At 64.7% G+C, this 12,046-nt stretch carries 14 protein-coding genes; 11 read left to right on the top strand and 3 right to left on the bottom strand.

The window, feature by feature from the left end; translation table 11 throughout:
* Positions 1 to 102 precede the first annotated feature (102 nt).
* Entirely contained in the window at positions 103 to 840 is a 738-nt protein-coding gene (gene radC / locus NJ75_RS10745) for a RadC family protein (protein WP_039334272.1), read from the top strand.
* Between the two features lie 4 nt (positions 841 to 844).
* Here the strand turns inward: radC and NJ75_RS23755 are convergent, their stop codons facing one another.
* The gene (locus tag NJ75_RS23755) at positions 845 to 970 is read right to left on the bottom strand and encodes an entericidin A/B family lipoprotein (RefSeq protein WP_082013356.1); all 126 of its coding nucleotides are present in this window, start codon (positions 968 to 970) and stop codon (positions 845 to 847) included.
* Positions 971 to 1,178: 208 nt separating this feature from the next.
* Here NJ75_RS23755 and NJ75_RS23320 point away from each other — a divergent pair, with 208 nt between their 5' ends.
* From NJ75_RS23320 to NJ75_RS10770, 5 genes are all read left to right on the top strand, one after another.
* A complete protein-coding gene (locus NJ75_RS23320; RefSeq protein WP_169745716.1) occupies positions 1,179 to 3,041 on the top strand; it encodes an acyltransferase family protein in 1,863 nt (620 codons plus the stop codon).
* Between the two features lie 81 nt (positions 3,042 to 3,122).
* On the top strand, positions 3,123 to 4,439 hold the full coding sequence (gene purB, locus NJ75_RS10755) for an adenylosuccinate lyase (protein WP_039334274.1): 1,317 nt from the start codon (positions 3,123 to 3,125) through the stop codon (positions 4,437 to 4,439).
* Positions 4,440 to 4,521: 82 nt separating this feature from the next.
* Positions 4,522 to 4,839: a lipopolysaccharide assembly protein LapA domain-containing protein gene (locus tag NJ75_RS10760; RefSeq protein ID WP_039334276.1), complete on the top strand. Its 318-nt coding sequence runs from the start codon at positions 4,522 to 4,524 to the stop codon at positions 4,837 to 4,839.
* The gene (gene pyrF / locus NJ75_RS10765; protein WP_039334278.1) at positions 4,836 to 5,510 is read left to right on the top strand and encodes an orotidine-5'-phosphate decarboxylase; all 675 of its coding nucleotides are present in this window, start codon (positions 4,836 to 4,838) and stop codon (positions 5,508 to 5,510) included. Before NJ75_RS10760 ends, pyrF begins: the two co-directional genes overlap by 4 nt.
* 4 nt (positions 5,511 to 5,514) lie before the next feature.
* Positions 5,515 to 6,018: a GNAT family N-acetyltransferase gene (locus tag NJ75_RS10770; protein ID WP_039334280.1), complete on the top strand. Its 504-nt coding sequence runs from the start codon at positions 5,515 to 5,517 to the stop codon at positions 6,016 to 6,018.
* A 5-nt stretch (positions 6,019 to 6,023) separates the two neighbouring features.
* Here the strand turns inward: NJ75_RS10770 and NJ75_RS10775 are convergent, their stop codons facing one another.
* The gene (locus NJ75_RS10775; RefSeq protein WP_039334282.1) at positions 6,024 to 6,629 is read right to left on the bottom strand and encodes a hypothetical protein; all 606 of its coding nucleotides are present in this window, start codon (positions 6,627 to 6,629) and stop codon (positions 6,024 to 6,026) included.
* A gap of 138 nt (positions 6,630 to 6,767) precedes the next feature.
* Here NJ75_RS10775 and NJ75_RS10780 point away from each other — a divergent pair, with 138 nt between their 5' ends.
* Both NJ75_RS10780 and NJ75_RS10785 read left to right on the top strand, forming a co-directional pair.
* Positions 6,768 to 7,544: an SIMPL domain-containing protein gene (locus NJ75_RS10780; RefSeq protein ID WP_039334283.1), complete on the top strand. Its 777-nt coding sequence runs from the start codon at positions 6,768 to 6,770 to the stop codon at positions 7,542 to 7,544.
* Positions 7,545 to 7,588: 44 nt separating this feature from the next.
* Positions 7,589 to 8,233, top strand: coding sequence for a phosphoribosylanthranilate isomerase (locus NJ75_RS10785; RefSeq protein WP_039334286.1), 645 nt, complete (start codon positions 7,589 to 7,591; stop codon positions 8,231 to 8,233).
* A gap of 81 nt (positions 8,234 to 8,314) precedes the next feature.
* On the opposite strand, the gene NJ75_RS10790 is transcribed toward NJ75_RS10785, so the two are convergent.
* Positions 8,315 to 8,773 (bottom strand): outer membrane protein, encoded by a 459-nt coding sequence (locus NJ75_RS10790; RefSeq protein WP_039334288.1) that lies wholly within the window; start codon positions 8,771 to 8,773, stop codon positions 8,315 to 8,317.
* A gap of 383 nt (positions 8,774 to 9,156) precedes the next feature.
* Here NJ75_RS10790 and trpB point away from each other — a divergent pair, with 383 nt between their 5' ends.
* The 3 genes from trpB to accD are packed head-to-tail and all read left to right on the top strand — an operon-like array spanning position 9,157 to position 12,016.
* Complete coding sequence (gene trpB, locus NJ75_RS10795; protein WP_039334290.1) at positions 9,157 to 10,371, top strand: tryptophan synthase subunit beta; 1,215 nt, start codon at positions 9,157 to 9,159, stop codon at positions 10,369 to 10,371.
* Entirely contained in the window at positions 10,368 to 11,168 is an 801-nt protein-coding gene (trpA, locus tag NJ75_RS10800; RefSeq protein ID WP_039334293.1) for a tryptophan synthase subunit alpha, read from the top strand. The genes trpB and trpA overlap by 4 nt, the downstream gene beginning before the upstream one ends.
* Entirely contained in the window at positions 11,165 to 12,016 is an 852-nt protein-coding gene (gene accD, locus NJ75_RS10805) for an acetyl-CoA carboxylase, carboxyltransferase subunit beta (protein WP_039334295.1), read from the top strand. The genes trpA and accD overlap by 4 nt, the downstream gene beginning before the upstream one ends.
* The last annotated feature ends 30 nt before the right edge of the window (positions 12,017 to 12,046 follow it).

The following is a 12,046-nucleotide window of genomic DNA, read 5'->3' on the forward strand; positions in this document are numbered from 1 at the left end:
CCCACCGCTTGGGCAATGCACGGCATCTACATCTTGCGTGTACGAACTGTTTGTACCGATTGGCGAACACTTGAGCGCCGAAGTGGTGCCCGGATAGGATCAATGACGGATCAAACCGGACTCTTTCCTGAACGGAACGGCGAAAGCGGCAGCAAGACAAGCTTCGATGGCGGCGATGCCAGCGGCCATCGCGCGCGTCTGCGCAAGCGTCTGATGAGCGGCGGGGAAGACGCCCTAGCCGACCATGAGGTGATCGAATACCTGCTGATGGTGGCGCGGCCGAGGATCGACACCAAGCCGATCGCACGTTCGCTGATCCAGCGTTTCGGCAGTCTGGCAGGCGTGCTCACCGCCGATCCACAAGCCTTGGCGCTGCATCCCAACATGGGCGAGACCAGCGCGGCCGCGCTGCGGATCGTCGCGCTTGCCGCACGCAGGTTGGCGAGGACGGTCGTCCGCGAACAGCCGGTGCTTTCTAACTGGCAGGCTCTCCTCGATTACCTGCACATCGACATGGCCCATCTCAACGTGGAGCGGGTGCGGGTGCTCTATCTCAACACCCAGAACATGCTGATACTCGACCATCTGGTCGGCGATGGCACGCTGGACGAAAGTCCGATCTATACACGCGAGGTGGTAAAGAAGGGGCTCGACGTGGGGGCGGCCGCGATGATCCTCGTCCACAACCACCCTTCGGGCAGCCCCAAACCCAGCCGGGCCGACATTCAGGTTACGCAGAAGATCACGGAAGCCGCGCGCCTTATGGGCATGACCGTGCACGACCACATCGTCATCGGGCGCGAAGGCTATACCTCGCTCAAGGCACAGGGCCTGATCTAGTGGATCAGATCGCCTTCTCGCCTGCCTTGCCGACCGATTCGATGTCGCGACCGATGCCCTGGACGGTGTTGCAGGCCGCGAGGGCCAGTGAACAGCCAAGTGCGACGAGGACCAGAACCTTGCGAGCCATGTGCATTCTCCGTGCAATATGCGCTGACGCGGATATAGCGCGGCCGCCGTCGATGCAATCTCGTGCAATGGCCTGGCGACGGGTCCGGCAATCTTCACCACGACACCTCCACTACGACACCGGCACCACGACACCGGCAGCGTAACAGGAATTGCGTGATCGGCCGGGTTTGGCCATCGTGGTCCTCAGGACGGTTGGGCGGGCAGTTTTGCAATACAGGCGCGAAATCGAAGGGCTGAGAGCGCTTGCCGTGATTCCGGTGGTGCTGTTCCATGCCGGCACGCCGGGATTCGGCGGCGGCTTCGTGGGCGTCGACGTGTTCTTCGTGATCAGCGGCTACCTGATCTCCGGCGTGATCCTGTCCGATCTGAAGCAAGGGCGCTTCAGCCTTGCAGACTTCTATGAACGCCGCGCCCGCCGCATCCTTCCAGCGCTGATTCCGATGCTTCTCGCCAGTCTGCTGTGCGCGTGGCTGGTGATGATCCCCGATGATTTTCGCCGGTTCGCCAAAGGGATGGGAGCGAGCGCAGTCTTCGCCTCGAACATGATGTTCGCTCGGGGCTCGGGCTACTTCGACGATGACGAGGGGTTCGAGCCCCTGCTCCACACCTGGAGCCTGTCGGTCGAAGAGCAGTTCTACATCCTGTTTCCCGCGCTGGTGATGCTGTTGTGGTGGGCAGGCCAAAGGCGCCTGCATCCCTGGTTTGCCGCAGTGGCAGCCCTATCGCTCACCGGTTGCCTCGCCCTGGCGGGCAGCCACCAGACCATCGCCTTCTATTATCTGCCGACACGCGCGTGGGAGCTTCTGCTCGGTGCATTCTGCATGGCCTTGCCGCAAGGTCGGACCAACCCGTGGCTGGCCCTTTCCGGCCTGTCACTGGTTCTGGCGGGGCTAGCCTTCGTCGAGGCGGCGAGCGCACCGGACTGGCGGCTGATGCTGCCCGTTCTGGGCACCGCACTCCTCCTCCGCCATGCGCGGCCGGACAATGCTGTCGGCAGCATGCTGTCGCTCCGCCCGCTGGTGGCGATCGGCAGTGCCTCCTACGGCCTCTATCTCTGGCACAATCCGCTTCTGGCATTTGCGCGCTATCAATGGCTGGGGACGCCGCCGATCTGGCTGACGGCAGCTGCGGTCGCCTTTTCGGTCCTGCTGGGGTTTGGTTCGCTGCACCTTGTCGAGCGTCCGGTGCGCGAGCGTCGGATGCTGGCTTCACGCAAGGCGCTGGCCGCGTTCTGCATTGCCGGGTTGGCGCTTTGCCTCGGCATTGGTGCCGCTGGCGCTTTCGGGAAACTGGAACCGGCCAGCGCTGCCCGGCGCAATGCCCTGCTGGCCTATCCGGCTGCATTGCCCCAGCCGGTCGAACACATGCCTCCTGCAGGGGTGCCTGTTCCATACATCCTGTTCGGCGACAGCCATGCCCGCCAATATGTTCACGTACTGGCGGCACGCGCGGGCGAAGGGGCAATGCTGACCCAGGCAGGCTGTTTCTCCCTGCCGGGCGTGACCAACTACAGCTATGCATCCAGCGAGGCTTCGGCTTGCGTCGAGCATTACACGGCTCTGGCCGGCCTGGTGCGCCAGCGGGCTATTCCCGTGGTGATAATCGCGAATCGGTGGGACCGCGCGCTGTTCGACCCTTCGGATTTTCATCGCTTCGGTCGCGCTTCAAGGGACGGATGGCCCCGCCTCGAGGCAGCGCTGGACCAGTTGCGGGCCAGCCTGCCTGCAGCAACGCGAATCGTGATCATCGGCAGCGTGCCGACCGCTGCTTCTGCGGGCCCCGAGATGGTTGGCGGGTACATGCGGTGCCTGGCCTTAGTCAACGCCCGCTGCCCGCAGCATTTGCCGCGCGAAGATGCGGAAGGGTACCGGATCAACCCCCTGCTTTCGCGCTACGCCGCAACGCACCCGGGCGTCAGATTCTTCGATCCGCAAGAGGTGCTGTGCGGGCCGCAGGCCTGCGACATCGTGCAGCACGGCAAAGCGCTCTACTTTGACGACACCCACCTCACCCCGCATGGAGCAGACCGGGTGATTGCCCGGATGCTGGAGCGGATCGGGCCGATTTGACGCCTCGCCCCTTGCGTTCCGGCCCCCTTGCCCCTAGCGGCCCCGGCGAAGCCTGCCGCGCCAAGATTCACGGAGTCGAACATGGTCCCCCGTTACGCCCGCCCCGCAATGACCGCGATCTGGGAGCCGGAAGCCCGCTACCGCATCTGGTTCGAGATCGAAGCGCACGCCACCGAAAAGCTGGGCGAACTGGGCGTGGTGCCGCCTTCGGGCGCCAAGGCACTGTGGGACTGGTGGGCGACCAACCCCGCCATCGACGTCGCCGCGATCGACGCGATCGAGGCCGTGACCAAGCACGACGTCATCGCCTTCCTTGACTGGGTGGCGCAGCAGGTCGGCCCCGAAGCCCGCTTTATGCACCAGGGCATGACCAGCTCGGACGTGCTCGACACCACGCTCAGCGTACAGCTCGCCCGTGCCTCGGACCTGCTGCTGGCCGATCTGGACGCCCTGCTCGAGGCGATCAAGCGCCGCGCGTTCGAACACAAGTACACCCCGACCATCGGCCGCAGCCACGGCATCCATGCCGAGCCGACCACCTTCGGCAAGAAGCTCGCCGAAGCCTATGCCGAGTTCACCCGCTGCCGTGCGCGCCTTGTCGCCGCGCGGGCGGAAGTCGCGACTTGCGCAATCTCGGGCGCGGTCGGCACGTTCGCCAACATCGATCCTTCCGTTGAAGAATACGTCGCCGACAAGCTGGGCCTTGCGGTCGAGCCGGTTTCCACCCAGGTGATTCCGCGCGATCGTCATGCGATGTTCTTTGCGACGCTCGGCGTCATCGCCTCGTCGATCGAACGCCTTGCCGTGGAAATCCGCCACCTGCAGCGTACCGAAGTGCTCGAGGCGGAGGAATACTTCTCGCCCGGCCAGAAGGGGTCGTCGGCGATGCCGCACAAGCGCAACCCGGTGCTGACCGAGAACCTCACAGGCCTTGCCCGCATGGTCCGCTCGGCCGTCACCCCGGCGCTGGAGAACGTGGCACTGTGGCACGAGCGTGACATCTCGCACTCCTCGGTCGAGCGCTTCATCGGCCCGGACGCGACGATCACGCTCGATTTCGCACTCGCCCGCCTGACCTCGGTGGTCGACAAGCTCGTGATCTACCCCGAGCGGATGCAGAAGAATCTCGACAAGATGGGCGGCCTTGTCCACTCGCAGCGCGTGCTGCTGGCGCTGACCCAGGCCGGGTTGGAGCGCGACGCTTCTTACCGTCTGGTGCAGCGCAATGCGATGAAGGTGTGGGAATCGGACGGCCAGCTTTCGCTGATGGAACTGCTCAAGGCGGACCCTGAGGTCGCTGCGGTGCTGAGCGCGGAGCAGATCGAGGAGAAGTTCAACCTCGATTACCACTTCAAGGCCATCGACACGATCTTCGCGCGGGTGTTCGGGGAAGCCTGAGCCCCTTCCTGCCGGGACTCGCCAAGAGACTTAACCTGTCCTAATCATCGGGGCAGGACGGGTGGCTCACGGAGCGAAAGGCATGAGGATGCTGCGCACGATTTTCTGGGTACTCGTCGTTGGCGTGCTGGCTGCGTTCACCGCAGCCAACTGGCAACCGGTCGAGGTCCGCATCTGGGAAGGCCTGCTGCTGGAGACCCGCCTGCCCGCGCTGGTGATCCTTGCTTTCCTGCTCGGTCTCGTGCCGACCTGGCTGCTGTACCGGACGACGCGCTGGCGGCTGACGCGGCGCATTGCCAACCTCGAGGCATCGCTTGGCGCCAGGGCCGCGCCTTCGCTGTCGTCGACCAATCTCGAAACCGCGCGTGACGCGGATACACTCAAGAGCGAGACCCCGTGAGCAACCCGATCTACCTTGCCCTCGATCTGCCCCGGCTCGACGCCGCCATCGCGCTTGCCAAGAAGGTCAAGGGCCACGTCGGCGGGCTGAAGCTGGGGCTCGAGTTCTTCTGTGCGCACGGCCATCATGGCGTGCACGAGGTGGCCAAGGTGGGCCTGCCGATCTTCCTCGACCTGAAACTGCACGACATCCCGAACACGGTGGCGGGCGCGATGCAGTCGATCCATGTGCTCGAACCGGCGATCGTGACGATCCATGCCGGCGGTGGCCGCGCGATGATGGAGGATGCCAAGGCGGCGGCAGGGGAGCATACCAAGGTCGTCGCCGTGACCGTGCTGACCAGCCTGGACGACAGCGACATGGCGGCGATGGGCGTTGGCGGCTCGGCCCATGACCAGGCGCTTCGCCTTGCCGACCTCGCCCAGGAAGCTGGGCTCGATGGCATCGTCTGTTCGGGGCATGAGGTCGGAGCGATCCACAAGCGCTGGAAGAACGGTTATTTCGTGGTGCCGGGCCTGCGCCCTGCCGACGGCAAGCTGGGCGACCAGAAGCGCGCCGTCACCCCTCGCGCCGCACGCGATGCGGGCGCCAGCGTGCTGGTGATCGGCCGCCCGATCAGCCGCGCGGAAGACCCGGTCGCCGCCGCGCGCGCGATCGAGGCAACGCTCTGACCCCATGATCCGCTTTCGGTTGGCCAAGGCTGGGGACGTGCCAGCGCTGCGGGCGCTGGTCGAGAAAGCCTATCGCGGTGACACCGCCAAGCGCGGTTGGACGCACGAGGCCGACCTGCTCGACGATGAACGCACGAGCGACGCGGAACTCGCCGAGACCATTGCCTCGACATCATCGAGGGTGCTGCTCGCCGAGATCGACGGAGCGCTGGCAGGCACGGTAACGATCACCGATGTGGGCCAGGACCGCGCCTATCTCGGCATGCTTTGCGTCGATCCCGACCTTCAGGCCGAAGGCCTGGGCCGCGCACTGATTGCCGATGCCGAGGATATGGCAAGCGAAGTGTTCGGCGCGCGGCTCATGGAAATGACCGTCATCGACGCGCGGCCCGAACTGATCGCCTGGTACGAACGCCGCGGGTATGCGCGCAGCGGCGAGACGCGGCCGTTCCCCAATGGCGAGGCCGTGCCGTTCCGCATGGTCGTGCTTGAGAAAGACCTTAGCTGAGCGGTCTATTCGGGCGACGGTTCCGAACCGGCAGCCGAATCGCCATAATCGCTCGGCACTTCGGCCTGTGCCTCGCTCGCAGCCTGCTCGGCCTCAGCAATGTCGCGGTGCATTTCGGCATCCTGCTTGAGCGCCTTGCCTGCAGCCCCTGCAAAGCTGCCATCAACACCGTCGCTTGGCCAGCGGTAGGCAGTCGAGCCCCCGGCAAGCTCCGGGTTGAATGGACGGTCCTTCAGCGTGGCATCGACCAGTTCGATCACGCGGTTGCGGATCATGTTGTGGGCCATGCCTGCCGCTGCGCCTTCCCCGGCGCCGCCGCCCTCGCAGGTCACCTTGACCTTGGTCAGCTCGGGCTCAAGCTCGGTCAGGTGCATGTGGCAGACGCGGTGGGCCATGTCGCCCAGGGCATCATAGGTGACTTCGGAGCCGCCATTGCCGGTGATGGTCGTCCGCAACCGGAAGAACGGCCCGTCTCCGGACGACGCGATGCGGGCAGAGAGCAGCTTGTCGTATGCCTGCTTGCGGCTGAGCGGATATTCGTCAGGCTCGGCGGCGCATCCAGCAAGCAGACTGGCCAGTGCAACTCCAAGAATCAGCCCCGAACGCTTCATGTATTCCCCCCACCCAACATGAACATCACATAACCGCGAAGGATTAATCCGGGGTTTCGCGTTTAACCGGGCACCAGTTCAGGTGTGCGACAGTTGGACTGGGCAAGTCTTGCCGCAATCCATCAGGAGACAAGCCCCGTGAAGTTCTTCAAATCCGCTACCGTTCTTGCCGCACTGCCGCTGGTCGCGCTCGCCGGCGCAGGCCTTGCGCAGAGTGCGCACGCGCAGGCCGTCTCGTCCGGGCCCGTCGTCGCCGCTGGAAACACCCTGCTCAACATCTCGGCAGAGGGCAAATCCGCCCGCACACCTGACCTCGCCGTGTTCAACGCCGGCGTCACCACGCAGGGCAAGACAGCGGGCGAAGCGCTGACCGAGAATGCGCAGCGGATGACCGCTGTCATCGCCGCCCTGAAGAAAGCCGGCATCGCCGAGCGCGACATCCAGACCAGCAACCTCTCGGTGAACCCGGTCTATGGCCAGCCCAAGCGCCTGCCCGACGGCTCCTTCGAACAGCAGGATCCGGTGATCATCGGCTATCAGGCGACCAACCAGGTCTCGGTCCGCCAGCGCAAGCTCGACCAGTACGGCAAGGTCATCGATACGCTGGTTTCGGCCGGTGCCAATCAGGTCAACGGCCCCACCTTCCAGATCGACAGCCCCGATGGTGCACTCGACGAGGCGCGGCTCGAAGCCATGAAGAAGGCGCGGGCGCGGGCCGATCTCTATGCCAGGGCCGCAGGGCTGCGCGTTGTCCGCGTGCTCTCGATCAGCGAAAACGGTGGCTGGGCGCCGCCGCAGCCGCCCGTGATGTTCGCCCGGGCAGAAAAGGCCATGGTGCAAAGCGCTTCGCCAGTGGCCGCAGGCGAGCTTGAAATGACCGTGACCGTCAACGTCAGCTACGAACTGGCGCCCTGAGGCCTGATTGACATGGGCGGCGCGCCTCTCCTAACGCGCCGCTCATGCCTGGACCGTCCATCAAGATCTGCGGGGTGACCACCCGCGACGCGCTTTCCGCCACGATCGAGGCGCAGGCAAGCCATGTCGGATTCAACTTCTTCCCGCCCTCCCCGCGCTTTCTTGCGCTGGCCGATGCTCCGGCCCTGGCCATGCAGGCCGAAGGCCGGTTGACCCGCGTCGGCGTGTTCGTCGATGCCGATGATGCGGCTCTGGGCGATGCCGTGGCCGCGGCCCGGCTCGACGCAATCCAACTGCACGGCAAGGAAGACCCGGCGCGGGCGGCGGCAATTCGCACCCGTTTCGGCAAGTCGGTGTGGAAGGTGATTTCGGTGGCAGGCCCGGGCGACGTGGCCAAGGCCGATGCCTATGCCGGTGTTGCCGACTTCATCCTGTTCGATGCCAAGACGCCAAAGGGCGCGGCGCTACCCGGTGGCCTTGGCCTTGCGTTCGATTGGGACCTGCTGCGTGCCTACAAGGGCCCGCTGCCATGGGGGCTTGCCGGGGGGCTTTCGCCCGCGAACGTGGCAGAGGCCGTGCGCGGCACCGGCACGTCGCTGATCGATGTGTCGTCTGGCGTAGAGAGCGCTCCGGGCGTCAAGGATGCCGACCGCATTCGCACCTTCTGCTTCAACGCGCGGACTGCCTGACACATAATATCCCGCGTCCAAACGAAAACGGGCGACCTCTTTCGAGGCCGCCCGCTTCATTTCGCTTGTGGCGAAGTTCGATCAGAACTTCACGCCGAGGCCGACAGCAACTGCGTCGACGTCGATCGTGCTGTCCTTCACGAAAAAGTGACGGTACTCGACCTTGCCGTAGAACTTGCCGAACGAGTGCTGGTAGCCAGCGCCGGCAGTCCAGGTGCCATCGCACAGGTCGCAGAATTCGGTGTTGTAACCGCCAACAGCGTAGAGCTTGCCAGCTTCGGCGATCTTCGCACCGACGCGGCCGTTGAAGCCGAACGAAACCTTGGTGCCTTCGGTCAGCAGCTTGTCAGCCGAAACTTCGGCGCCGACGAATGCGGTCGAACCGAGGTCGTAGTCGTAGCCAGCGGCCACGCCAGCGATTGCTTCGCTTTCACCATCGCTCCATGCAACGCCGCCGCGTGCTTCGACGCGGGTTTCGTTGGCGAGAGCCGGGGTAGCAGCAACAAGCGAGGCTGCGAGAGAGATAAGAACCAGACGCATAGATTTTACTCCTGACTTTTTGGCCCCTTCTGTGAAGGTGGCGAGGCGGCAGGTAGAACCGGTCCAGTTCGGAGACAATGACGAAAGTCACAAGAAATTCAAATCCATCCGAGGATGTGACATAGCTGCAACATTCGGCAGCCTAACAATCGCAGATACTTTCGAGAATTACTTGGCCATTATTATAACGCCAAAAGGCGACCCCTTTCGGAGCCGCCTTCACGACGTTGCAAGGACGCCCTAGTCTGATCAAGATTGCCCGCACATGAACGGATCGTGCAGGTTGCCGCAATGCAGCATGGTATCCTTGCACCGCCCCTGCCCCAAAGGCGCAGGCATTGCAAATCTGGACTTTCCGCAAAGGCTCTGCCAAGCGCGAGCCCATGAACGCGCAGACTCCCAACAGCTTCCGCAACCAGCCCGACGAACGCGGCCACTTCGGCCAGTTCGGCGGTCGCTATGTCGCCGAAACGCTGATGCCGCTGATCCTCGATCTCGAGCAGGAATATCGCAAGGCCAAGGCCGACCCGGCGTTCCAGGCCGAGTTCGACGATCTGCTCGAACACTATGTTGGCAGACCGAGCCCGCTCTATTTCGCGCCCCGGCTGACCGAGGAATTGGGCGGCGCCCAGGTCTGGTTCAAGCGCGATGAGCTGAACCACACCGGCGCGCACAAGATCAACAACTGCATCGGCCAGATCCTGCTCGCCATGCGCATGGGCAAGACGCGGATCATCGCCGAAACCGGCGCGGGCCAGCACGGCGTCGCCACCGCCACGGTCTGCGCGCGCTTCGGCCTGCCTTGCGTGATCTTCATGGGCGCAACCGACGTGGAGCGGCAGAAGCCCAACGTGTTCCGCATGAAGCTGCTGGGCGCCGAAGTCGTGCCCGTCACCGCGGGCGCGGGCACGCTGAAGGATGCGATGAACGAGGCGCTGCGCGACTGGGTGGCGAACGTGCACAACACGTTCTATATCATCGGCACTGCCGCAGGTCCCCACCCCTATCCGGAACTCGTCCGCGATTTCCAGAGCGTGATCGGCAAGGAAGCGCGCGCGCAAATGCTCGCCCGCACCGGACGCCTGCCTGACGTGCTGGTCGCGGCCATCGGCGGCGGTTCGAACGCCATCGGCCTTTTCCACCCGTTCCTCGATGATGCCAGCGTCAAGATGCTCGGCGTGGAAGCGGCGGGCCATGGGCTGGACAAGGAGCACGCTGCATCGCTCGCAGGCGGACGCCCCGGCATCCTCCACGGCAACAAGACCTACCTGCTGCAGGACGAAGACGGCCAGATCACCGAAGGCCACTCGATCTCGGCGGGCCTCGACTATCCCGGCATCGGGCCCGAGCATTCATGGCTCAAGGAAATCGGCCGCGTCGATTATACCTCGGTGACCGACAAGGAAGCCCTGGACGCCTTCCAGCTGCTCTGCCGCACCGAAGGCATCATCCCCGCGCTGGAACCCGCCCACGCCATCGCCGCCGTCAAGAAGCTCGCGCCGACGATGGACAAGGACCAGATCATCCTCGCCAACCTGTGCGGTCGGGGGGATAAGGATATCTTCTCGGTGGCGGAGCATCTGGGAGTTTCGTTGTGACCCGCCTCTCCTCCGCCTTCGCCAAGGGCCGCCCGGCCCTCGTCACTTTCGTCACGGGCGGTGATCCGACGCCAGGCGCCACCGCTTCCATCCTCGATGCTCTCGTCGAAGGCGGCGCGGACGTGATCGAGCTGGGCATGCCCTTCACCGATCCGATGGCCGATGGTCCGGCGATCCAGCTGGCCAATCTGCGCAGCCTTGGCGCTGGCACCAAGACGGCTGATATCCTGCGCATCGCCACCGAATTCCGCGCGCGTCACCCGGACGTGCCGCTGGTGCTGATGGGCTATGCCAATCCGATGACCATCCGTGGCGCCGATTGGTTCGCCGCCGAATGCGTCAAGGCGGGCGTCGATGGCGTGATCTGCGTCGACATTCCGCCAGAGGAAGACGCCGAACTTGGCCCTGCCCTGCGCGCGGCCGGCGTTTCACTGATCCGCCTCGCCACGCCGACAACCGACCATGCGCGGCTGCCCGCCGTGCTCGAAGGTTCGTCCGGCTTTCTCTACTACGTCTCGGTCGCCGGGATCACCGGCATGCAGCAGGCGGCGCAATCGTCCATCGAAGAGGCCGTGGCGCGGATCAAGGCTTCGGCGACGATTCCGGTTGCCGTCGGCTTCGGCGTGCGCACGCCCGAACAGGCCGGGGCCATTGCCAAGGTTGCCGATGGCGTTGTCGTCGGATCGGCCTTCATCGATCTCGTCGCCAAGCATGGTGCGGATGCCGCTGGCCCGGTGAAGGAACTCACCGCTGCGCTTGCCGCCGCCGTCCACTCTGCCCGCAAGGAACTCGTATGAGCTGGCTCAACAAGGTCCGCAACGCGCTTCCCTTCACGCCGAAGCGGGACACGCCGGACAACCTGTGGATCAAGTGCCCTTCGTGCAGCGAAATGCTGTTCACGAAGGACTATGAGGACAACCTCTCGGTCTGCTCCTATTGCGACCACCACGGCCGCATTGGTGCCGACGCACGGTTCGACCAGTTGCTCGACGCTGGCTACGAGCTGCTGCCCGCGCCCAAGGTCAAGGAAGACCCGCTCAAGTTCCGCGACAGCAAGAAGTACGTCGATCGCCTGAAGGCCGCCCGCGCTGCCAATCCCCATGCCGATGCGCTGACCAATGCCTTCGGCAGGATCGAAGGGCAGAAAGCCGTGGTCGGCGTGCAGGAATTCGCGTTCATGGGCGGCTCGATGGGCATGGCCGTGGGCAATGCCTTCGTCGCCGGATGCGAGCGCGCGATCAAGGAGAAGTGCCCCTACGTGGCCGTAACCGCAGCAGGCGGCGCGCGCATGCAGGAGGGCATCCTCAGCCTGATGCAGATGCCGCGTTCGACCGTGGCCATCGCCCGCCTGCGTGCGGCAGGCCTGCCCTACATCGTGGTGCTGACCGATCCGACCACCGGCGGCGTGACCGCGTCCTACGCGATGCTGGGCGACGTGCAGATTGCCGAACCCGGTGCGCTCATCGGCTTTGCGGGGCAGCGCGTCATCCAGGACACGATCCGCGAGAAGCTGCCCGAAGGCTTCCAGCGCGCCGAATACCTCCACGCCCACGGCATGGTCGACATGGTCACCCACCGCCGCGACCTGAAGGTGACGCTGGCGCAGGTGATCGATTACCTGATGGCGGGCAAGGCGGCGGCTTAAGGGCCCTTCCACCAACAGCAAAGTTCCTCC

Origin of the sequence: Novosphingobium subterraneum (assembly GCF_000807925.1) — a bacterium.
Classification (GTDB): Bacteria; Pseudomonadota; Alphaproteobacteria; order Sphingomonadales; family Sphingomonadaceae; genus Novosphingobium; species Novosphingobium subterraneum.

Excerpts from the sequence above, each read along its gene's own strand:
- NJ75_RS23755 (WP_082013356.1), bottom strand. The coding sequence starts at position 970 with ATGGCTCGCAAGGTTCTGGTCCTCGTCGCACTTGGCTGTTCACTGGCC.
- accD (WP_039334295.1), top strand. The coding sequence starts at position 11,165 with ATGAGCTGGCTCAACAAGGTCCGCAACGCGCTTCCCTTCACGCCGAAG.
- NJ75_RS10775 (WP_039334282.1), bottom strand. The coding sequence starts at position 6,629 with ATGAAGCGTTCGGGGCTGATTCTTGGAGTTGCACTGGCCAGTCTGCTT.
- NJ75_RS10770 (WP_039334280.1), top strand. The coding sequence starts at position 5,515 with ATGATCCGCTTTCGGTTGGCCAAGGCTGGGGACGTGCCAGCGCTGCGG.
- NJ75_RS10785 (WP_039334286.1), top strand. The coding sequence starts at position 7,589 with ATGCCTGGACCGTCCATCAAGATCTGCGGGGTGACCACCCGCGACGCG.
- NJ75_RS10760 (WP_039334276.1), top strand. The coding sequence starts at position 4,522 with ATGAGGATGCTGCGCACGATTTTCTGGGTACTCGTCGTTGGCGTGCTG.
- trpB (WP_039334290.1), top strand. The coding sequence starts at position 9,157 with ATGAACGCGCAGACTCCCAACAGCTTCCGCAACCAGCCCGACGAACGC.
- NJ75_RS10790 (WP_039334288.1), bottom strand. The coding sequence starts at position 8,773 with ATGCGTCTGGTTCTTATCTCTCTCGCAGCCTCGCTTGTTGCTGCTACC.
- purB (WP_039334274.1), top strand. The coding sequence starts at position 3,123 with ATGGTCCCCCGTTACGCCCGCCCCGCAATGACCGCGATCTGGGAGCCG.
- radC (WP_039334272.1), top strand. The coding sequence starts at position 103 with ATGACGGATCAAACCGGACTCTTTCCTGAACGGAACGGCGAAAGCGGC.